Genomic DNA, 20,230 nt, shown 5'->3' with positions numbered 1-20,230 from the left:
CCACCTGGAAGAAGGTCCATCCCATGCGTGTCCTCGTTGCGGGAGATCGCGGCTACATCGGCACGGTGCTGGTGCCGATGCTGCTGACGAGCGGGTACGACGTCGTCGGCCTCGATGCCGGCTGGTACGACGCCTGCGACTTCGGGCCGCAGCCCGGCGGCTACGAGTCGCGCACCGGCGACATCCGGGAGCAGCGGCCCGAGGACCTGGCGGGCTTCGATGCCGTCGTCAACCTGGCCGCCATCTCGAACGACCCGGTCGGCCACCTGAACCCCGATGCCACCTACTCGGTCAACGCCCACGGTGCCGCGCACCTGGCGGAGGTCGCCCGTGAGGCCGGGGTGGGCCGCTACGTGTTCTCGTCGTCGTGCAGCCTGTACGGTGCGGCGGGCGACGAGGCGGTCACCGAGGAGAGCGAGTTCAACCCGGTGACGCCGTACGGCCAGAGCAAGGTGATGGCCGAGCAGCTGATCGGCAAGTTCGCCGACGACGGCTTCAGCCCGACGTACCTCCGCAACGCCACGGCGTACGGCTCGAGCCCCCGGCTCCGAGCCGACATCGTGGTCAACAACCTCACCGGCGCGGCCCTGACGGCCGGGGAGGTGCGGCTCCAGAGCGATGGCTCGCCGTGGCGTCCGCTCGTCCACGCCGAGGACATCTCACGAGCCTTCCTGGCGGTGCTGTCCGCCGACCGCGACGTCGTCCACGACCAGGCGTTCAACGTCGGTCGCGACGAGGACGTCGTGCAGATCCGCACGATCGCCAACGCGGTGGCGGCGCGCACCGGCGCGCCCGTCAGCTTTGCCGAGGGCGCCTCCGCCGACAAGCGGGACTACCGCGTCGACTTCGGGAAGGTCCGGCAGCTGCTCCCGGACTTCCAGCCGAGGTGGACAGTGCTCGCGGGCATCGACCAGCTCGCCGCCGACATGGAGCGCTACGGCCTCACGGCAGGAGCCTTCGAGCACACCTTCGTGCGACTCGAGCAGATCAACCGGCTCAAGGCTGAGGGCCGGCTCGACGACATGCTGCGGCGCACCGGCGCCACTGTCGCGTGACCCGGTCGCACTGGTAGGAGCTTCCCGTGCAGGCACCCACTGTCGCCGTCGTCGTCATCACCTACAACAGTGCCGCCGACCTCCCAGCGTGCCTCGACTCGCTGCGCAACGGTGGTGCCGAGGGCGTCGATCTCACCGACGTCGTCGTCGTCGACAACGCCTCGTCCGACGCCTCGGTCGAGCTGGCGAAGGCGACCACGGGCCTGCCGATCTCGGTCGTCCAGCTGCTCGAGAACGCGGGGTACGCGGCCGGGGTCAACGCCGGCGTCGACGCGGTACGGGGCCGGCCGCCGGAGGCGGTCATGGTCCTGAACCCGGACTGCCGGTTGCTGCCAGGCGCCCTCGCCACGCTGGCCCGGGCGCTGCACGTGCCCGGCCGCGGGGTCGTGGCGCCGCGGCTGATCAACCCCGACGGGACCCTGCAGCCCTCGTTGCGCCGGGTGCCCACGCTCCGGGGTGTCGTCGTCGAGGCGGTCCTGGGTGGCCGGGTCGCGGACCGGCTCGACGTGGGCGAGCTGGTGTTCGCCGAGGAGCAGCACGCCCGCGCGGGCGTGACGCCCTGGGCGACAGGAGCGGCCCTGCTGATGGACTGGCAGCTCCTCGAGAGCGTGGGGCCCTGGAACGAGGACTTCCTGCTCTACAGCGAGGAGACCGAGTACCTGCTGCGCGCCGGCGACCACGGCTGGTCGACCTGGTACGAGCCGGCGGCGGTGGTCGAGCACCGGGGCGGCGACTCCGGCATCAACCCGAGCCTCGCCGCGCTGCTGACGGTGAACCGGGTGGTGCTGTTCGAGCAGCGGCGCGGGTCGGTCGCGGGGCGAATGTACTCGGCGGCGCTCGTCCTCGGCATGGCCATCCGGGCTGCCGCGGGCCAGCGGACCGCGCGGGCCTCGCTGGGCGCGCTGCTCTTCCCGTCCCGCCGGATCACGTCGCTCGCCCAGCTGGGCTGAGCGCCGCTCGCGGGGTGTGTCCGTCTTCGGCCGTAACCGCACGCTCATGCCGATGTGAGGGCGCAGGTGGGGGTGCGTCAGGGGTTTCTCAGGGGCGGTCCCGATTGGTCGCTCGCGGGCGGCTGAACCAGGTTGGTGGCATGGGAGCCTTGGGCGCGCCAGACGCCACCGCACACTCAGTCGAGGTTGATCTGCCACAGCGACCGGTGCTGACCTTCTGGCTGATCGCGGTCGCTCTGGAGGTGCTTCTGGGCGTCGCCTTCCTCCTGACCGGTGCGGATGCGGCCATCGACAAGGGACTGTCCAAGGCGGGGATCGACTTCAGTTCCGACCTCCTCACGGCAGTTCGCGTCGTGATCGTCTACCCCGCTGCCATCTTGGGGGTCACGCTGGCGCTCGCACAGGTAGCCGCGCCCGACCTCGCCGTGTTCGCCGTGGCTCGCATCCGTGGAGGGCGCAGGCTGCTCCGCGCCGTCGGCAGCAGATTCCGTCCGTGGTCGAGGGAGGTCGGAGCACGCAGGGGCATCCGGATCTGGATCGCGGTGGTCGTCGTCTTCTCGGCGTGCAACGTGATCAGCGGGCTGCTCCATCAAGCCTTCGTGCCACACGAATTCACCTGGCACTTCTCATGGAGCATGCTCGCCCTGCTGCCCGTGGCCATGTTCCTCGACGCCGGTGCGCTCCTGGAGGAGAACGGCTGGCGCGGCTTCGCGCTACCAGTCCTGCTCCGAACCCGCGGACCACTGGTCGCTTCCCTGATTGTGGGCTTGGCGTGGGCCACCTGGCACTTCCCAGTCAAGTACGACGCCTTCCTCGATTACGGCTTTTGGGGCGGGTTGGCCTACCTCAGCGCCTTCACGATCAAGATCGTGGCGATGTCGGTGGTGATCACCTTCTTCTGGGCACGCGCCGGTCAAGCGACCCTGCTGGCCATCGCGATGCACGGTCTGTCCAACGATGTGGCCCGAGTCGGCGGACTGGTTGACGGGAACACCTGGCAGTCCTCCGCGATCAGCGAACTCGACCTCGCCGTCCCGTTCATCATCCTGGCGCTCGTGCTGGTCCCCTACGCCAACTGGAACGGCTGGGGTGACCTGACGCCACTCGGCAGCGAATGAGCACCGGTCATCTTCTTTGCACTCACATGTCGCAATCCGCTCGGATCTGCCGAGATCCGGGGCAGCCGTTGCTCAGCGCGGGGTCGCTGGCGTCGGGCAGCATGCGAGCATGAGCTACGCGATCGGTGACGCCGAGGTGGTCGCTTGGATACGGGAATCGACGACGACAGGTCTGAACATCGGCGCCGCGATCCCACCCGGTTTCGCGTCGTACGCGACCGTTGTCATCCCTGATGATGACGCCGGTCGCCTCGCACATGACCGCACGCTGGTCGAGCTCCTGCGCCGGCACTCCCCGGAGTCGAGTTGGTGGTTGGGCTACCTGGAGACGGGCGGGGACCCGATCCCGTTCCCCGATGCTCCCAAGGTCGGCCTCTACGCCGGCTGGAGGTACGTGATCGTCCACGCTGGCTCCGACGAAGCGCTGTCTCTGCGTGACGGTCACTGGGGCCGAACGTTGCCCGAGCTCCTCTTCCCGGACGACCGGAGTTGGCTCGTGTCGGCCCTCTGGGACGACGACTGGCGCTGCGTCGGCGGACCCGCCAGTCTCATCGGGTCCATGGTCGAGGCCGCCGAGCTGGAGACACGCGTCGTCGACTTCACGCAAGACGCGACCCCGCCTGGACACATCGCGTACTGACGACCGTGCGCGGCAGCCGGCCGGTCGCGTGGGGAGGACTCGGTGCCACGGGTTCCAGCCCACAACGCTGGGCGACACCGCCCGTCCGGTATAGTTGAAATCGAAAGGGAGTAGTCCCCAACAGTCGCGTCGACACACTGGCCTCTGGGCCCGGCGCGACAGGCCACCGCACGTCAGACGGCTCGGTGGCGGACGAGACTTTCGACCAATCGCACACCCCCTGTGTTGTTGCGCCTGGTCGAAGGGTCCTCCCCGAACAGGGCAGCGCTCCTCCGGTCAGGCCGGAGAGAGGACCCGATCCCGTGTACGCCCTCCTGCTGAGCACCGCCGTCATCTTCGTGGCCGAGCTCGGCGACAAGAGCCAGCTCATGGCGATGACCTTCGCCGCCCGGTACCGAGTCCGCGACGTGCTGATCGGCATCACCGCCGCCACTGCACTCGTCCACTTGGCATCGGTCGGCATCGGCTACTTCATCGGCGACGCGTTCGCCGGCTACCAGGACTGGATCGGCATCGTCGCCGGCCTCGCATTCCTGGCCTTCGCAGCATGGACCCTGCGCGGCGACGAGCTCACCGAGGACGAGGCGAGCAAGGCACGCAGCGCAACCGGCACCGCCATCCTCGCGGTCGGCGTCGCTTTCTTCCTCGCCGAGCTCGGCGACAAGACCATGCTCGCCACCATCACCCTGGCCACGCAGGAGGGTTGGTTCGGGACCTGGGTCGGCAGCACCCTCGGCATGGTCGTCGCCGACGCGCTCGCCATCGTCGTCGGCGCCGTCCTCGGCAAGAAGCTTCCCGAGAAGGTCATCAAGTACGGCGCCGCCGCACTGTTCGCGATCTTCGGCGTCCTCTTGATCATCGACGGTGTTCTCGCCTGAGCCGAGGCGAGCATGCGAGCTCGATCGACCAATTCCCTCCAGCGGCCGTACGACATGCCTCGGACGGGTGACGGCCGAAGCTCGTCCCGCAAGAGCGACACACTCAGTCAGGCGTTGCGCGACTTCTCGTGGATGAACGCCGCCAGGGTGCCGACGGTCTCGAACACGTCGCCGGTGAAGTCGTCGTCGTCGATGACGATGTCGAAGCGCTCCTCGAGCGCGACCGCCAGCTCGACGACCGCCAGCGAGTCGAGCTCCGGCAGCTCCCCGAGCAACGCGGTGCCCGCGTCGATGGTCTCCCGCCGGTCCTCGATCCCGAGCACGTGCACGAGCACGTCGACGACGTCGCTGACCGGAGCCTCGGTTGATGCGTCCACGTTCTTGCTCTCCTCCGTGTTCGGTCTGGGCATCAGACCACGATCTCGGCCGGTTCGGGGTGCCCCAGGAACCGGGTCGGGCTCGCGGTCAGACCGTAGGCCCCGGCCTGGAAGAGCACAATCAGGTCGCCCGGCTCGGCGTGGGGAAGGTCGACGTCGTCGCCGAGGAGGTCGAGCGGCGTGCACAGGCTGCCGACGACCGTCACCCTCTCGCGTTCTGCGCCCCGGCGGGGCTCGCCGACGGCGATCGGGTAGTTGCGGCGGATCACCTGGCCGAAGTTGCCCGAGGCCGCGAGCTGGTGATGCATCCCGCCGTCGACAACGAGGTAGGTCTTGTCGCGTGACGTCTTGCGGTCGACGACCCGGGTGACGTAGATCCCCGCCTCGCCCACCAGGTAGCGCCCCAGCTCGATCACCACCCGGGCTGTCGGGTGGGCCGGTCGGATCTCCTCGGTCACCAGTCGCCGCAGGTTGTCGCCGACCGCGCGCAGGTCGAGCGGCCGGTCGCGCTCGAAGTACGGGATGCCGAACCCGCCCCCGAGGTTGAGGTAGGAGATCTCGTCGGGCCACTTCGCGGCGAGCTCGAGGACGAGGTCGACGGTCCGGCGCTGGGCGTCCACGAGGATCTCGCTCTGCAGGTTCTGCGACCCGGCGAAGACGTGGAAGCCCTCGACCGCGACGTCCAGGTCTCGCAGCTCCTCCAGCAGTCCGGGCACCTGCTCGACGTCCACACCGAACTGCTGCGGACCGCCGCCCATGCGCATGCCGGAGCCCTTGACCGTGAAGTCCGGGTTGACGCGGACGGCCACGCGGGGCCGGATCCCGAGGACGCCCCCGACCGCGGCCGCACGCCGGGCCTCGGTCGCCGACTCGAGCTCGATCAGCACTCCTGCGGCGACCGCGCGGCGGAGCTCGGCGTCGGTCTTGCCGGGTCCGGCGAAGCTGACCCGCGCCGGGCTCGTCCCGGCGTCGAGCGCGACCTGCATCTCCCCGGCCGACGCCACGTCCAGCCAGTCCACCTCCCGGCTGAGGTGCTGGACCAGCGCGGGCATCGGGTTGGCCTTCACCGCGAACCCGAGGTCGATGTCGGCGGGGAGGGCGGAGCGGACCGCCGCCACCCGCGCGGTGATCTTGGCGCGGTCGTAGGCGAAGAAGGGCGTCGACCCGACCTGCTCGGAGAGCCGGCCCAGCTCCACGTCGCCCACGCAGAGCGAGCCGTTCCGCACGAACGGAGCCTCGTGCTCCTCAGGCTTCACGACGCCACCTCCTTGCGGAGCAGCACGCGGTCGAACTTGCCGTTCGGCGAGCGCGGCACCTCGGCCACGACCCGGATGTCCGACGGCACCATGAAGAGTGGCAGGCGCGCGCGAAGCTCTCGGTCGAGAGCCGAGGGGTCGAGATCGGCGCCTGCGGCGGCCGTGACCACGAGGACGATCCGTTGGCCGAGCACGGGATCCTCGACGCCGAGCGCGACGGCGTCCCTGACCAGGCTCGTGCTGTACGCCGCCTCCTCGACCTCGGTCGGGCTCACTCGGTAACCGGAGGTCTTGATCATGTCGTCCGAACGTCCGACGAAGTACAGGAAGCCGTCCTCGTCCGACACCACCGTGTCGCCCGACCAGACGGCGATCTCCGGCGCCCGCCAGGACGGCGCCGGGCTCGGGTAGGGCTTGAAGCGCTGGGCCGTTCGCTCGGGATCGTTCCAGTAGCCGAGTGCGACCAGCGGCCCGCGATGGACCAGCTCGCCCTCCTCCCCGGGGGCGCACTGCGAGCCGTCCGGCTTCAGCACCAGCACCTCTGCATTGGGGATCGACCTGCCGATCGAGTCGGGCCGGCGGTCCACCTCGTCGGGGTCGAGGTAGGTGGACCGGAACGCCTCGGTCAGGCCGTACATCAGGAACGGCCGGGCCTCCGGGAACGTCTCGCGGAGGCGGGCGAGGGTGCTCGCGGGCATCCGGCCGCCGGTGTTCGCGAAGTAGCGAAGGCTGCGGGTCGCCTCCTCCGGCCACGTCTCACCGACAAGCTGGATCCAGAGGGGCGGGACGCAGGTCAGGCCGGTGACCTGGTGCTTGGCGCAGAGACGGACGACGTCGCGGGCGAGCAGGTAGTTGACGAGCACGACGTGCGCGCCGCTCGCGAACGCGGTGGTCACCTGGCTGAGCCCGGCATCGAAGCTCAACGGCAGGGCGGCCAGGATCACGTCGTCGGGCCGGTTGTCGAGGTAGCTGCTGACGGACTCGGCTCCCACCAGCAGGTTGCGGTGGCTGAGCACGACACCCTTCGGCCGCCCGGTGCTCCCGGAGGTGTAGAGGATCGCGGCCATGTCGAGGTCGACGCCGTGCGTGGGGAGCCCTCGCTGGCTCGCCCGACCCGACGCCTGGAGACCGGCGTAGGAGTGCGGCACGACCCGGCCCTGGAGCTCGTCGTCCTCGTCGGCACCGTCGACGAGGACGACGTCGCGCAGGGCCGTCAGCTCCTCGGCCTGGACCCTGAGCTGCGCCCAACGCTGACGGGTGGTGACGAGCACGCGCACGTCGCAGTCGTCGAGGATGTAGGACACCTGGTCCGGCTTGAGCACCGGGTTCACCGGGACGAAGACCGCGCCGGCCATCGAGGAGGCGAAGATCGAGACCACCGTCTCGATGCGCTTGTCGAGCCAGATCCCGATGCGGTCACCGCGGTCGACGCCGAGGTCGAGCAGCCCGCCGGCGAGCTCACGGGACGCGTCGTTCACGGCGCCGTAGCCGAGCGTCGTCTCGCGGAAGGTGAGGGCGGGCGCCTCGCCGCGACGGTGGGCCTGCTCGCTGAGCAGGTCGTGCAGGTGGATCTTCATCGGGGTCCCGATCTCTGACAGGTGGCTACCACGCCACGCACGTGAGCTCGCTGTAGAGGTAGTCGATCGCATCGGCACCGACCCGCGTGCTCCGGAACATCTTGGGGCGCGGCCTCTTGAGGCGCAGGCTGAACGACGGCCGCGGACCGATCACGCGCAGCTCGCCGAGGACGCAGAGGACCCCGTGGCGCACGAGGAGGTGCCGGGACAGCTCGGTCATCGACTGGGACAGCAGCTCGCGGTCGCTCGCGTGCAGGATCGAGGCGAAGGCGGGCACGTTCTTGCGCCGGTCGTGTCGGAAGATCACGTAGCACTCCCGGTCGCCTCGCTGCAGGAGCAGGTGCCGCGCGGCGGTCGCTCCCCGGTGGTCGTCGAAGATCACCTTGTCCATCCCCGTGAGGCGGGACTCGATGACGGCGGGGTCGTGGATCACCTTGGTGCGACGGGGCCAGGGGAGGGGGCGCGCGGGGACGAGCACCGTCTCGGTGTCCAGCGAGCTGAATCGCAACCGCTGGTTGAGCGGGACGACCGCACCGCTGGGTGAGAGGTCGGTGAAGGTGTATCCCGGCTGGGCGAGCAGCGCCCGGAGCATCCGGATCCCATGGCTGCGGTGCGGCTCCAGCACGCACCAGGCGCCCAGGTTGCAGAAGTCCTCGACGACGCCGTCGACGAGGCGCTGGGAGTAGAACGCCAGGTGCACGCCGACGATCTCGTCGTCCAGCACCAGGCGATAGCCGTGGTTCGGTGAATCCACCACCCACGTCGGCACGATCGAGGCCGCCCACTGGTCCGGGGTGAGACGAGGGTTCAGGTGTCGGCTCAGGAAGTCGCCGACGGCCGCCAGGTCACCACGCTCGATCGGCAGCAGGACCGGCTTCTGGGACATGTCTCCACCGTAGGAAGCCCGCGAGGGCCGATCCGATCCTTCCCCGGGCCTGTCCCCAATCCTGGTGAGAGTCACTGCACGGCGTACGGGTCCGGCGTGACCCGCTCCGCGTCGGCACGGACGGCCCGGAGCAGGGCAGCGCTGATGCCGACGAGCAGGTACGAGAGGGAGGACACGGTGGCGAAGCCATGGAAGTCGAAGGTCGCGTAGGTGGGGAGCACCGCGGCCAGCGACGCAGTCAGGGCGATGGCGAGGTCCTGGTCGTCGGTCGCGGTGGGCACAGCGGCCCGTTCGTGGTGGGAGATCCAGATCACCCGTAGGGCCGAGAAGATCGCGGCCAGCGTGACGAGCAACGACGCGACCAGCCCGACGACGCCGCTGTCGACCAGCGTCAGGAGGAACTGGTTGTCGAAGATCTCGTGCTTCGGGGCGTACCAGGTGCCGATCCCCCTGCCCAGCCACAGGTGCTCGGAGATGAGCTCCCGGGCGGTCGCGTAGTCGTGCGTGCGGTACTGCACGCTGGGGTCGTTGCCGGCGTTGCGGAACAGGTCGAAGAAGGTCCGCAGCAGCCCCGGCGAGAGGATCTGGATGAACACCAGGAAGCAGATGCCGACGGTCAGCATCTGCGCCCGCACGCGGGCCGGCCAGCCGCAGAGCAGCACGACGCCGGCGCAGGCGATCGCGAGGATGGCCGACCGGGACACCGAGAACATCAGGCCGACCGCGATCAGGCTGGTGCAGACCCACCAGAACACGGGGCGCCGCCCCTCGCGCCTGGTGCGGAACGCGACATGGGCGGCCAGCGGCAGCATCATCGCGCAGAAGACGCCGAACTCGATCGGGTGTGCCGTCGTCCCCGACACCCGGCGGCCGGCGCGCTGCAGCACGACGGGGTCGTAGGCCGTGAAGTGCATGCCCGGCGGTCGGAGGCGGAGCGTGAGGTCGAAGCCGAAGAGGTACTGGAGGATGCCGACCACCGCCACCCACGCCCCGCACACGACCATGACCTTGATGAGGAAGATCAGGCGAGCGCGGCTCCGGACGCCGTCGCACACGGCCAGGGCGAGGCAGATCAACGCGAAGGTGACCACCATGGCGTGGTCGCCGCTGGCGCGCTCGTCGGGCGGCAGGTACGCGAGGCTCGAGTTCCCGTAGGACATGATCAGCGCGCACGCGTACCCGAAGAGCGCGGTGCGGACCAACGTGCGGCCCTTGGCCGCGCCGAGGGTGGACGTCAGCTGCGTGCAGAACCACAGGGCGCCCAGCCCGAGCGCGACGAGGGACGCCGCTGACAGGGACAGCGGGAGCCCGTTCATGACGAGCTTGGACGGCAGCGCGAACTGGAGCACGACGAAGATCGCGACGATCGTGGTGGCGTCCGCCCGCTGGAACCGGTCGGGACGAGGCCCGTCCCGCAGCGGCACGTCGGCCTCTCGACCGTCGAGGACGGTCATCCTCCGGCCTCGACGGGTTCTCGCGTCGGCGGCGCCGCAATCACTTCGCGGCCTGACGCGGTGGCCGGACGGACGGCGGTGCGGGGGGTGCGTTCCTCACGTCGGGCGGCTCTGCGGCGCCTGCGGTGCGTCATCAGGCTGTCGAAGCCGTAGACGGCTGTGAGGCACCCGATCCCGGCGAGGGCGAGCGCTGCGGCGGTCGCCCGCATCGGATTGTCGGTGAGCAGGTGGCCCGCGGTCGTGGGGACCACGACCTGCACGTTGATGTGCGTGGCGGCCGGCGCCTTGAGCGCGTCCTGACGCTGGGTGAGGACCTCGCCCACCATCTCGGTCAGCCTCGCGGTGACCCTCCGTGCCGCCTCCGGGGTCGGGCCGGTCGCGTGGATGAAGAGGAAGGGGCCGGACTCCAGCAGCTCGGGGTTGGAGCTGCCGTTGGTCACCTCGTAGTGCACGGAGCCACCCGGGGTCAGGCCCAGGGCGGTTGCGGTCTCCGGGCTGTTCAGCTGCTGGATCAGGATCGCGCCGGCGAGGCTGAGGCTGCGATCGAAGTTCAGCATCGGGTTCGTCAGCGAGTTCGGGTACTTCGCGAGCGGGCTCTCGGTCCCGCCGGTCAGCGGTGTCGTCAGCACGACCACGGAGTCCGACTGGTAGGTGGCGGGGACGGCGGAGCCCGCCAGCACGGCCAGTGCCAGTGACCCGAGGAAGGCGGGCACGGTGATGTACCAGCGCCGGAACAGCACCAGAACGGTTCGCCAGAAGTCCATCGCGCCTCCCCCTCAGCACGCGCGCTGGAGGAGCAGCGCCTTGGCGCTCGCCCCCCACTGGTAGGGGATCTGCCGGAACCAGTCCAGCGGCGGGAGCGGGCTGGTCGCGACGTAGACCTCGCCGGGGAAGCAGCGCTGGACCCGCAGCCGCGCTCGCCAGGCGTGGTCCGGGGTCGTGACGATGATGATCGAGTGCCAGCCGTGCTCCGCCGCCTGCTCACCGATCCAACGCGCCTCCCCCCGGGTGGTGTCCGGCGCTGGGTGGAAGCACCCGATCTCGACACCGGGTACGGGAGGGAGGCACGTGTCGGAGAGGGCGTCACTGGCGACCGTCGACTGGATGACCAGCGGAGCGAGGTGCTGCGCGGCGAGATCGAGCGTGACCGCGTCCCGGTCGCCCGGTCCGCCCAGCTCGACGATCGCGTCGACGTGCCCAGGCAGCGGGCGCAGGTCGGGCCACACGAACACCCGGGCCGTCGTCACCCCGAACATGACGAGCACCAGGAGAGCCACGACGGCGAGCACACGCCGCCGGCGGCGGCGCCGGCGCCTGGTCGGCGTCGCGGCAGCGCCTGCTGGTTCCTCGGCTCGGCCTCGGACGGAGCCGTCGCGCGGGGAGCCATCGGTCACGGCTTCCTCGCCCCGGCGGTCACCGGCGTCCGCGCCGGCCGGTCCGAGTCGTCGGCGTCGGGGTGCGGGTGCTCGGCCTCGGGCTCCGGTCGACGCCGTCGCTGCCGGCGGGACCGTTTGCGCGGCCGGGGCGGCGGCGCGTCGTCCGCTCCGGCTTCGGCGCTGGCGGTCGCGGTGGCGGTCGCGCGCCGTCCACGGCGGGTGCGGCTTCCGACATAGGCGATGCCGATGGTCAGGAAGAACCCGGCCAGCGCCGCTGCGCCGGCGAGCTTCTTGGCGCGCGCACCGTCGGCCGCCGGTGCGGTGGGCGTCACGACGTCGACCATGCTGACGTAGGTCCGCGCGGGTGCCTTCACGGCGCGCTGCCAGCTGAGCAGCTTGTCCCGCATCAGCTGCTGGGCCTGTACGACGACCTGCTGCGCCTCCTCCGGAGAGCTGCTCTCCGCCACGATGTAGAGGAAGGGACCGTTCAGGCCGAGCAGGTCGGGGTTGGTGCGACCGTCGTTGACCACCAGGCGGGTGTCGGCGTCGATGCCGAGCTGCTGCGCCGCGTCCATGGTGTTCATGGCCTGGATCAGGATCGCCGCCGAGGTGCGCAGGCTGTCGTTGAAGTTCAGCATCGGGTTGGTCATGGGGGTGGGGTTCAACGGATCCTGCGACGCGGATCCGCCGTACTCCGTCGTCGTCATCACCATGAGGCTGCTCGAGACGTAGCTCACCGGGGTGTTGACGTAGGCGGCCGCACCGAGAACGGCGGCGACGACCACAGCGGGAATGATGACCGCCTTGCGTCGCACGAGCCCGACGATCGTGATCCAGAAGTCCATGCTCCGGTCCGCTCTCCCCTCAGGAACCTTTCCTGAAGTCTCTGGTCGCTGGGGTCCGGGGGGCACGCCTTCGCCGCCGCCGTCCCTCATTTAGGGGAGGGCTCGGCGAGAGCGGCCCGGCGTCGCCGGGGCGCTGCCTAGCGTGCAGGTGGCCGCACCGGGATTCGGCCCTGTCGGGGAACGGCACGAGATCGAGGAGCGATCGATGACACCTGCTGCCACCGCGGCGCCGGGAGCGCTGGCGCTGAAGGTCGGAGAGCTCGTCGAGGTGCGCTCCGCTGAGGAGATCCACGCGACCCTGGACGAGAACGGCGAGCTCGACGGGCTGCCCTTCATGCCCGAGATGCTCGCCTTCTGCGGCCGCAGGCTGACGGTGCACAAGGTCGCGCACAAGCTGTGCGACTACATCGGCCACACCGGCCTGCGCCGGATGTCCGAGGCGGTGCACCTGACCGAGTCACGGTGTGACGGGTCGGCACACGGGGGGTGCGAGAACGCGTGCTCGATCTACTGGAAGGAGCAGTGGCTCAAGCGCGTCTCCGCCGACGACCCGGTCACGCCCACACCGGACGCCGGGCAGCGCGTGCTGCTGCCGCTGCTGGTGCGCAACAGCCAGAAGGAGCCGTTCGACGACGGGGCGGTCCGGTGGTCGTGCCAGGGCACGGAGATGCAGCGCGCGGCGCCCGAGGCGCTGCCGCTCAAGCACCTGGGTCAGTACCGCGAGGACGTCGTGTCCGGCAACGCGGGCGTGCTCCAGGTGCTCAGTGCCTTCCTGATCGCGGTCTTCAACCGCTACCAGAACCTCAGCAAGAAGCTGCTGCCCGACTTCCTCCTGATCCGCGACGGCCTGCACTGGGGCTTCCTCGAGGGCGGGGTCCGCAGCGGGCGTACGCCGACCGAGATCCTCGATCTCCAGCCCGGCGAGCTGGTCCGGATCAAGTCGCGTGAGGAGATCATGGCGACGCTGGACAGCAACCTGCTCAACCGCGGGATGGGGTTCGACGCGGAGATGTCCAGGTTCTGCGGCAGGACCGCGCGGGTGAAGGCTCGCGCCACCCGGTGCGTCGACGAGCGGTCCGGGCGGATGCTCACGATGAAGAACCCGTGCATCATCTTGGAGGACATCGTCTGCGAGGGGGCCTTCACGGCCAACTGTCCCCGCCAGTACGTCTGCTGGTGGCGCGAGATCTGGCTCGAGCGGATCGGGTAGGCGCGACGGTCGTGAGCGAGCAGCAACGGGGCGGGTCCGCAGTGACGGTTCCGGAGACGAGCGGGCCGGTCGACGGGGCACAACCCGAGTCCCACGTCTCCACGATCGGGCAGCGAGCGGGGCGCGGCCTCGGCTGGGCGCTGATCGGCAACCTGGTCTTCAAGGCGGGCTCCTTCGCCATCAGCCTGGTGCTGGTCCGGATCCTCGTGCCGCACGACTTCGGGCTGTACGCCGTGGCGCTGGCTGCCAACGCCTTCGTGATCCACGTCAACGACATGGGGATGATCGCGGCCACCGTGCAGTGGCGCGGACGGGTCGAGGAGATGGCAGCGACCGCGACGACCCTCGCGATCGGCTTCAGCCTCGGGTGGTACGCCCTGTTCTGGATGGCCGCACCGGTGATGGCGGACGTCGCCGGCAGCCCAGAGGCGACGCCCCTGATCCGCCTGCTGACGCTCACGATCGTCCTCGACGGCATCTCCGCCGTCTCGGTCGGTGTGCTCCAGCGCAGGTTCCAGCAGGACCTGCTGATGAAGGTCATCGCGATCGGCTTCGTGTTCAGCGCCGTGCTGAGCGTGTCGCTCGCCCTCGCAGGCGCCGGCGCCTACAGCTTCGTCCTGGGGACGCTGGCCCAGGCGCTGGTCGTGACCGTCCTCGTCCTGCGGACGGCACGGGTGCCCTTCCGGCTCGGCTTCGACCGCAAGATCGCGCGTCGGCTCATCTCCTTCGGCGCTCCCCTGGCCGTCGGCCTGGGCATCGAGTCGGTGCTGCTCTACTCGGACTCCGTGATCGTCGGGCACGTCCTCGGCACGGTGGTCCTCGGCTACTACCTGCTGGCGTTCAACATCTCGAGCTGGGTCCCGGGTCTGGTCGGCACTGCCGTGCGGTACGTGTCGATCCCTGCCTTCTCGAGGCTCGCGGAGGGGGAGACGGACGACGTTGCGGTCGGGGTGCAACGCACGCTGCCGATGATGATCGCGGTCGTGGCCCCGATCGCGGCCGGGTTCGTCGCGCTCTCCCCGTCGCTCGTCCACGTCCTGTACGGCGCCGACTGGGCACCCGCCGCCGAGGCGCTCCGCTTCCTGGCGTTCGTGATGGTCGCGCGGATGTTCACGGCGCTGGTCTTCGACATCCAGACCGGGCTCGGCAACACCCAGGTCTCGATCTGGGTCAACCTGGTCTGGCTCCTCGCGCTCCTCCCGGCGCTGTGGCTGGGCGCCAACGCCGGCGGCATGCAGGGCGCCGCCCTCGGACACGCGGTCGTCGCTTTCGCGGTGGCCATCCCGGTGGCTGCCTGGATGCTGCACCGCGCCGGCGTCCCGATGGGACCCGTGCTCCGCAAGATCGGGCGCCCGGTCCTGGCCGGCGTCGCGGCCGGCGGTGTGATGGCGGCGCTCGCGATCCCGCTCGAGTCGCCGATCGCTGATCTGGCCGTCGCCGGCACGGCAGGCGGGGTGGTCTACCTGCTGGTGGTGGTGCCGGCGTCGGGCCGAGCGGCGTGCCGCGAGCAGCTGAGGTCGGTCGTGGCGGCGCGTCGGGCGGTGAAGGCGTGAGCGCCTCCGTCTCGATCGCGCTGCCGGTCTACAACGGGGCCGACACGCTCGCCCCGGCCATCGAGTCCGTGCTGCGCCAGGACCACGACGACCTCGAGCTCGTGATCAGCGACAACGCGTCGACGGACGGGACCGAGGAGGTGTGCCGCCACTACGCGGCCGCGGACCCCCGTGTGGTCTACCGACGGCACGCGACGAACGTCGGCCTGCTCAACAACTTCCGTGGCGCAGCGGAGAGCAGTCGTGGTCGCTTCGTGCGGTGGCTGGGCGACGACGACTCGCTCGAGCCCGACTACGTCTCGCGGTGCCTGCAGGTCTTCGCCGAGGACGAGCGCCGGGTGCTCGTGACGACCCAGATCGCCTACACGGACGCCGACGGTGGCGAGACCGCTCCGGTCAGCTACGACCCCGCCGCGCTGTCGTCGAGCGACCCGGTGGAGCGGTTCGCCGAGATGCTGCGGCTGATGACCGCGGGCTTCGCACTGCTGGATCCCTTGTACGCGATGATGCGTCGGGAGGTCGCGGTCATGCCGCGCCGCAACATCCTCCGTGAGGACGAGATCTTCGCAGCGCGGCTCGCGCTGGCGGGTCCGTGGGGACACGTGCCGGCGACGCTTGCCCGCCGCAGCCGGTCCGAGACCGACGTGCCGGAGCTCGTCCGGCTCCTCGGCGTGCCGAGCTGGCACCGGCACGCGATGGACCTGCTGCAGTGCCGGGAGCTGTCGCACTGGATCGGTCGGTCCGACCTCGATGCCGCCCAGCGCCGACGGGCTCACGGCGAGGTTCTGCGCCTGTACGGGCGCCGCCACCGGAACAGGGCACGGCGGGCCGTCGCCAAGCTCGAGCGCGCGGTCGGCAGACCACTCGACACGTCACCCAGCCGGGCCGGCTGACGGAGGATCCGGAGCGCCTCCCCAATGTTGGCTACCCGCGGCACATCGATTGTGATGAGTCCTCCTGCGATGCAAGCGGGGCTGGTGAAAGTCCAGCGTTTTTGGGGTGGTGGATCATCCGCTCGGGGTATTGGCTTTCAGGGAACGGTTGAAGGTCAAACGAGGAGCGCCCCCTGATGAAGCAAGCACTGGCCACCGCTGTCGCTGCGGCGGCTGTCGCAGCACTCGTTGCGGGAGGCGTCGCCGTCGCCGCAGACGGGAACGGCGAGGTCACGGCCAACTGCACTGCCGACCCGACCGTGTCCGACACCACCGCGGGTCAGCAGATCACCGTGGTGTGCACGGTCCCGAAGCCGGTCCAGCCGACGGCCACGGTGACGGTGCCCGGGCCGACGGTCACGGTCACGGCGACCCCGGGACAGGAGCCCTCCACGCCCGACCCGACGACCTCGACGACCCCGACGGACCAGCCCACCGGCCCGGACCCGACGACTCCCACGGGTGACCCGACGACCCCGGACCCGAACACGCCGACCCCGACGACCCCGACGACACCGACGCCGACCGACGAGCCGACGAACCCGGACCCGACGACGCCCACCCCCACCCCCGGCGGCCGTGACTGGCCGGACGCGTCCAACACCGGTGTCCCCCAGGGGACCGCGCTGACGGCGTACACCGGCGGCTTGACCATCACCAAGGCCGGCACGGTCATCGACGGGAAGATCCTCGGTTGCATCGAGGTCGCAGCACCCGGCGTGGTGATCCGGAACTCGAAGATCACCTGCAAGCCCAACTACGCCGCCGTCACCGTCGACGACGGGAGCTTCAGTGGCGCGCCGCTGCTCCTCGAGGACGTCGAGATCGACTGCCAGAACTTCGGAGGGAACGCCATCGGCGAGGCCAACGTGACCGTGCGCCGCGCGAACATCCACGGCTGCGAGAACGGGCTCGACGTCAACCAGAACATCACGGTCGAGGACTCCTACATCCACGACCTGTTCAACACCGCCGCCTCCCACACCGACGGCATCCAGTTCGCCAACTTCCGCCTGGTCGGCACCGACTGGGTGAGTGGTTCGGCGAACATCGTGATCCGCCACAACACCATCTACGGCGTCGGCGCGGACGGCTCGCTGGGCACCTCCGCGATCATCTCGAACCCGCGCAACGACATCAACATCCTCATCGAGCGCAACCTCCTCGCGGGCGGGGCGTACACGCTCTACTGCGACCGGCCGGGCGCCGGCATCAACTACCGCGTGATCGACAACCACTTCTCGACCAGGTTCTCGCCCAAGGTCGGCGCGTTCGGCCCGTCGGACGGCTGCGCGGACGAGATCCGGTCCGGCAACGTCATCCACGAAACGGGCGATCCGGTCCGGCTCGACTAGCATGAGGAGCTCAGGTAACAGCGGGCATGGTGGTTGAGGCAGTGAACGTGGATTGGCGCGCCCGCAACGGGCTGGGATTCGCCCTCGTGGCGGTGGTGGTGGCATCGATGTCGCTGGTTGGCTCGCCCCCGAGCGCAACCTCCGCGGCGGCAGCGAGCACGTCGCGGGCAACACATGCCGGAGAGCGGGCCCTCCCGGCACCGAAGGTCCGGCTCGAGCTCCGGCAGGACCGGGTGACGACGACGCAGCGGGCCCGCGTCCGGGTCTCGCTGCGGCTCCCGTCCGTCCAGGCGCAACGCCTGACCGGGCGAGTCCGGGTCACCGCGAAGGGCGGCTCGACGTTGCGCCGGGCACATGGCCGCGCCGTGGCCGGCAAGGCGACGATCGCGCTGCCGAAGCTCAAGACGGGCGTCTACCGCGTGCGTGCGACCTTCCTCGGCACCAAGCGGCTGGGGCGGGCCCACTCGGCGTACCAGACGCTCCGCGTGGTGACGGGCGTCGGGGCGGCGGGCCCCCAGCCTGCTCCGCCTGCCGGATTCCCGAACGCGAGCAACACCGGGGTGCCTGCTGGGACGACGCTGACCGCCTACACCGGGAGCTCGACGATCTCGCGTGCCAACACGGTCATCGACGGCAAGACGCTCGGCTGCATCGAGGTCACCGCGCCCGGTGTCGTGATCCGCAACTCCAAGATCACGTGCAAGCCGACCTATGCCGCGGTCACCGTCGACGACGGCGGCTTCGCCGGCGCGCCCCTGCTGCTCGAGGACGTCGAGATCGACTGCGGGGACAACCCCGGTCACGGCATCGGCGAGGCCAACGTGACCGTGCGCCGCGCGAACATCCACGGCTGCGAGAACGGGCTCGACGTCAACCAGAGCATCACGGTCGAGGACTCCTACATCCACGACCTCTACAACAGCTCCGAGGCACACGCCGACGGCATCCAGCTGGCGGGTCACCTCGAGGGCGGCGGTTTCGTCGAGGGCGCGAAGAACGTCACCATCCGCCACAACACCATCTACGGCGTCGGCCCGGACGGGTCGTTGGGGACCTCCGCGATCATCTCGAACCCGCGTGGCGACACCAACATCCTCATCGAGGCCAACCTGCTCGCCGGCGGCGCGTACACGCTCTACTGCGACCGCCCCGGCGCGGGCATCGCCTACCGGGTGATCGACAACCACTTCTCGACCAGGTTCTCGCCCTCGGTCGGCGCCTTCGGCCCCACGGACGGCTGCGCCGACGAGGAACGGTCCGGCAACGTCGTCCACGAGACGGGCGCTGCTGTCCGGTTCGACTGACGGCACCCGGTCAGGCGGCCGCCCCGGCTGCCCCGGACGTCTCGGGCACGGGGCGGGCCGAGGCCGTACGACCGCTTGCTCGGCGCGCGAGCCGGTGGGCGGGACGCTCGACGACCCGGTAGAAGACGAACGCCACTGCCAGGGCGAGCGCCAGCTCGACCGGGATCGCCAGCCAGAGCGGCAGCCCGGCGTCGGTCGCGAGGGAGAACCTCAGCACGACGGGCTCCTGCACGAGGTAGAGGCTGAACGAGACGAGCCCGAGCGCGTGGATCGGCTTCCGCTCGAGCAACCGGCGCACCTGCGGGCAGAAGATCCCAGCGAACACCAGGAGGACGGCGCCGACGGTGTTGTACGACATCCAGGCCCGCTCGAAGGTCGACCCAGGCAGGACGCCGAACGGCATCAGGATCCACTGGAGGGTGAGCAGCACACACGCGGCGGACACGATGACGGACCACCCCAGCCCGGAGATCCGCTCGGCCAGGACGCCCAGCCGATCGTGCTCGTAGGCCATCAGGACGCCGAACGCGAAGATCAGCATGTAGGTGGCGTGGTCGTAGAGGCCGCCGGTGACGATCGGCCACAGGACGCAGGCCAGCAGGACGAGCCCGGCCTTCAGCCAGGACAGCCTGACCCGCCAGGCAGCGACCGCCAGGAACAGGGGCAGGGTCAGTGAGAACAGCACCTCCCAGCGCAGCGACCACAAGGACCCGTTGAGGCTCCCGAAGCCGGTCATGAGGGAGCTGCCGACGGCGACGTCGGCCGGGCCGTCGTTCCCGGCGTGCTCGTTGATCCACGGGGTCAGGCCCGGGTCGGCGTGGTACCTGATCGCCTGCGCCAGGAGGAAGGCCAGCACCAGGCTGACGATGCTCGGCAGGTAGAGCCGCACCATCCGGCTCCGGTAGAACGCCGGCCAGGTGCCCTCCTTCCGCGTGCCGCGGCGGCGTGCGAACGGGAGGGCGAGGACGAAGCCACTCAGCACGAAGAAGACGAGGACGGCCTGACTGCCGGCCCAGACGACGTGCAGCGGGGTGAACGTCATGAGGTAGCCGAACCACCCGGTGCCGCTGACCTGGTCCACCTGGTACAACCGCTGGCCGATGACGGGATCGGTCAGCGTGATGTGGTAGACGACCACGGTCAGCGCCGCAAGGCCGCGCAAGCCGTCGAGGGACGTGATCCGCCGGGGGGCGGTGACCGGCGCCGGCGCAGGGTCGGCACCGTGCACGCCACGGAGAGCGGCTTCCGTCATGCGGCCCCCCGGATGTCTCACCCTCGCGAGTGGGGTGACCATGGCGCGGCCACCTCAGGCACCCAGTCTCGGACGGGTTGGCGGCGGGCTCGGGAGTCGTGCTCGTAGATGCCCAATATTCGGGTCGAGCCCGCGCGGTGGACCGCGCGCGCGGGCGAGGTCCGGTGCGCCCGTCACCCATTTGCGGCATCTGCCCTGAGAGGCGCGCTCCC

The 20,230-nt window shown here is 70.2% G+C and carries 19 protein-coding genes; 10 read left to right on the top strand and 9 right to left on the bottom strand.

Annotated features, from left to right (window positions below; genetic code table 11):
- Nucleotides 1–23 precede the first annotated feature (23 nt).
- The 5 genes from HZF07_RS10940 to HZF07_RS10920 all read left to right on the top strand — a co-directional run bounded on the left by HZF07_RS10940 (nt 24) and on the right by HZF07_RS10920 (nt 4,641).
- Nucleotides 24–1,055, top strand: a complete 1,032-nt coding sequence (locus HZF07_RS10940) for an NAD-dependent epimerase/dehydratase family protein (protein WP_157341602.1) — start codon at nt 24–26, stop codon at nt 1,053–1,055.
- Between the two features lie 26 nt (nt 1,056–1,081).
- Nucleotides 1,082–2,005: a glycosyltransferase family 2 protein gene (locus HZF07_RS10935; RefSeq protein ID WP_181645054.1), complete on the top strand. Its 924-nt coding sequence runs from the start codon at nt 1,082–1,084 to the stop codon at nt 2,003–2,005.
- Nucleotides 2,006–2,145: 140 nt separating this feature from the next.
- Entirely contained in the window at nt 2,146–3,123 is a 978-nt protein-coding gene (locus HZF07_RS10930) for a CPBP family intramembrane glutamic endopeptidase (RefSeq protein ID WP_157341600.1), read from the top strand.
- A gap of 109 nt (nt 3,124–3,232) precedes the next feature.
- Nucleotides 3,233–3,763, top strand: a complete 531-nt coding sequence (locus HZF07_RS10925) for a hypothetical protein (protein ID WP_157341598.1) — start codon at nt 3,233–3,235, stop codon at nt 3,761–3,763.
- Between the two features lie 302 nt (nt 3,764–4,065).
- Nucleotides 4,066–4,641 carry a TMEM165/GDT1 family protein gene (locus tag HZF07_RS10920; RefSeq protein WP_181645053.1) on the top strand — a complete coding sequence of 192 codons (576 nt, stop codon included), beginning with the start codon at nt 4,066–4,068 and terminating at the stop codon, nt 4,639–4,641.
- A gap of 107 nt (nt 4,642–4,748) precedes the next feature.
- Here HZF07_RS10920 and HZF07_RS10915 read toward each other — a convergent pair whose 3' ends face one another.
- The 8 genes from HZF07_RS10915 to HZF07_RS10880 form a co-directional block, all read right to left on the bottom strand.
- Nucleotides 4,749–5,051: a phosphopantetheine-binding protein gene (locus HZF07_RS10915; RefSeq protein WP_157341596.1), complete on the bottom strand. Its 303-nt coding sequence runs from the start codon at nt 5,049–5,051 to the stop codon at nt 4,749–4,751.
- Nucleotides 5,051–6,274 carry a pyridoxal-dependent decarboxylase, exosortase A system-associated gene (locus HZF07_RS10910; protein ID WP_181645052.1) on the bottom strand — a complete coding sequence of 408 codons (1,224 nt, stop codon included), beginning with the start codon at nt 6,272–6,274 and terminating at the stop codon, nt 5,051–5,053. Before HZF07_RS10910 ends, HZF07_RS10915 begins: the two co-directional genes overlap by 1 nt.
- The gene (locus HZF07_RS10905) at nt 6,271–7,851 is read right to left on the bottom strand and encodes an acyl-CoA ligase (AMP-forming), exosortase A system-associated (protein WP_157341594.1); all 1,581 of its coding nucleotides are present in this window, start codon (nt 7,849–7,851) and stop codon (nt 6,271–6,273) included. Before HZF07_RS10905 ends, HZF07_RS10910 begins: the two co-directional genes overlap by 4 nt.
- Before the next feature lie 25 nt (nt 7,852–7,876).
- Nucleotides 7,877–8,737 (bottom strand): hypothetical protein, encoded by an 861-nt coding sequence (locus HZF07_RS10900; RefSeq protein WP_198346384.1) that lies wholly within the window; start codon nt 8,735–8,737, stop codon nt 7,877–7,879.
- Nucleotides 8,738–8,808: 71 nt separating this feature from the next.
- Nucleotides 8,809–10,191, bottom strand: a complete 1,383-nt coding sequence (locus HZF07_RS10895; protein ID WP_157341592.1) for an O-antigen ligase family protein — start codon at nt 10,189–10,191, stop codon at nt 8,809–8,811.
- Entirely contained in the window at nt 10,188–10,955 is a 768-nt protein-coding gene (locus HZF07_RS10890) for a hypothetical protein (protein ID WP_157341590.1), read from the bottom strand. The genes HZF07_RS10895 and HZF07_RS10890 overlap by 4 nt, the downstream gene beginning before the upstream one ends.
- 12 nt (nt 10,956–10,967) lie before the next feature.
- Nucleotides 10,968–11,468: a YdcF family protein gene (locus HZF07_RS10885; RefSeq protein ID WP_157341588.1), complete on the bottom strand. Its 501-nt coding sequence runs from the start codon at nt 11,466–11,468 to the stop codon at nt 10,968–10,970.
- Nucleotides 11,469–11,581: 113 nt separating this feature from the next.
- A complete protein-coding gene (locus tag HZF07_RS10880) occupies nt 11,582–12,412 on the bottom strand; it encodes a hypothetical protein (protein ID WP_157341586.1) in 831 nt (276 codons plus the stop codon).
- A gap of 205 nt (nt 12,413–12,617) precedes the next feature.
- On the opposite strand from HZF07_RS10880, the gene HZF07_RS10875 reads away from it, so the two are divergent.
- The 5 genes from HZF07_RS10875 to HZF07_RS10855 all read left to right on the top strand — a co-directional run bounded on the left by HZF07_RS10875 (nt 12,618) and on the right by HZF07_RS10855 (nt 18,766).
- On the top strand, nt 12,618–13,622 hold the full coding sequence (locus HZF07_RS10875) for a hypothetical protein (protein ID WP_157341584.1): 1,005 nt from the start codon (nt 12,618–12,620) through the stop codon (nt 13,620–13,622).
- 11 nt (nt 13,623–13,633) lie between these two features.
- Nucleotides 13,634–15,175, top strand: coding sequence for an oligosaccharide flippase family protein (locus tag HZF07_RS10870; protein WP_198346383.1), 1,542 nt, complete (start codon nt 13,634–13,636; stop codon nt 15,173–15,175).
- Nucleotides 15,172–16,068, top strand: a complete 897-nt coding sequence (locus tag HZF07_RS10865) for a glycosyltransferase family 2 protein (protein WP_157341582.1) — start codon at nt 15,172–15,174, stop codon at nt 16,066–16,068. Before HZF07_RS10870 ends, HZF07_RS10865 begins: the two co-directional genes overlap by 4 nt.
- A 176-nt stretch (nt 16,069–16,244) precedes the next feature.
- On the top strand, nt 16,245–17,462 hold the full coding sequence (locus tag HZF07_RS10860; protein WP_157341580.1) for a hypothetical protein: 1,218 nt from the start codon (nt 16,245–16,247) through the stop codon (nt 17,460–17,462).
- A 47-nt stretch (nt 17,463–17,509) separates the two neighbouring features.
- The gene (locus HZF07_RS10855; protein WP_157341578.1) at nt 17,510–18,766 is read left to right on the top strand and encodes a right-handed parallel beta-helix repeat-containing protein; all 1,257 of its coding nucleotides are present in this window, start codon (nt 17,510–17,512) and stop codon (nt 18,764–18,766) included.
- A gap of 10 nt (nt 18,767–18,776) precedes the next feature.
- Here HZF07_RS10855 and HZF07_RS10850 read toward each other — a convergent pair whose 3' ends face one another.
- The gene (locus HZF07_RS10850; RefSeq protein ID WP_157341576.1) at nt 18,777–20,018 is read right to left on the bottom strand and encodes an acyltransferase family protein; all 1,242 of its coding nucleotides are present in this window, start codon (nt 20,016–20,018) and stop codon (nt 18,777–18,779) included.
- Nucleotides 20,019–20,230 lie beyond the last annotated feature (212 nt).

The sequence above is a fragment of the Nocardioides agri genome (assembly GCF_013778305.1).
In the GTDB taxonomy this organism is placed as follows: domain Bacteria; phylum Actinomycetota; class Actinomycetes; order Propionibacteriales; family Nocardioidaceae; genus Nocardioides; species Nocardioides agri.
This window is presented reverse-complemented; position numbering and strand designations above follow the sequence as displayed.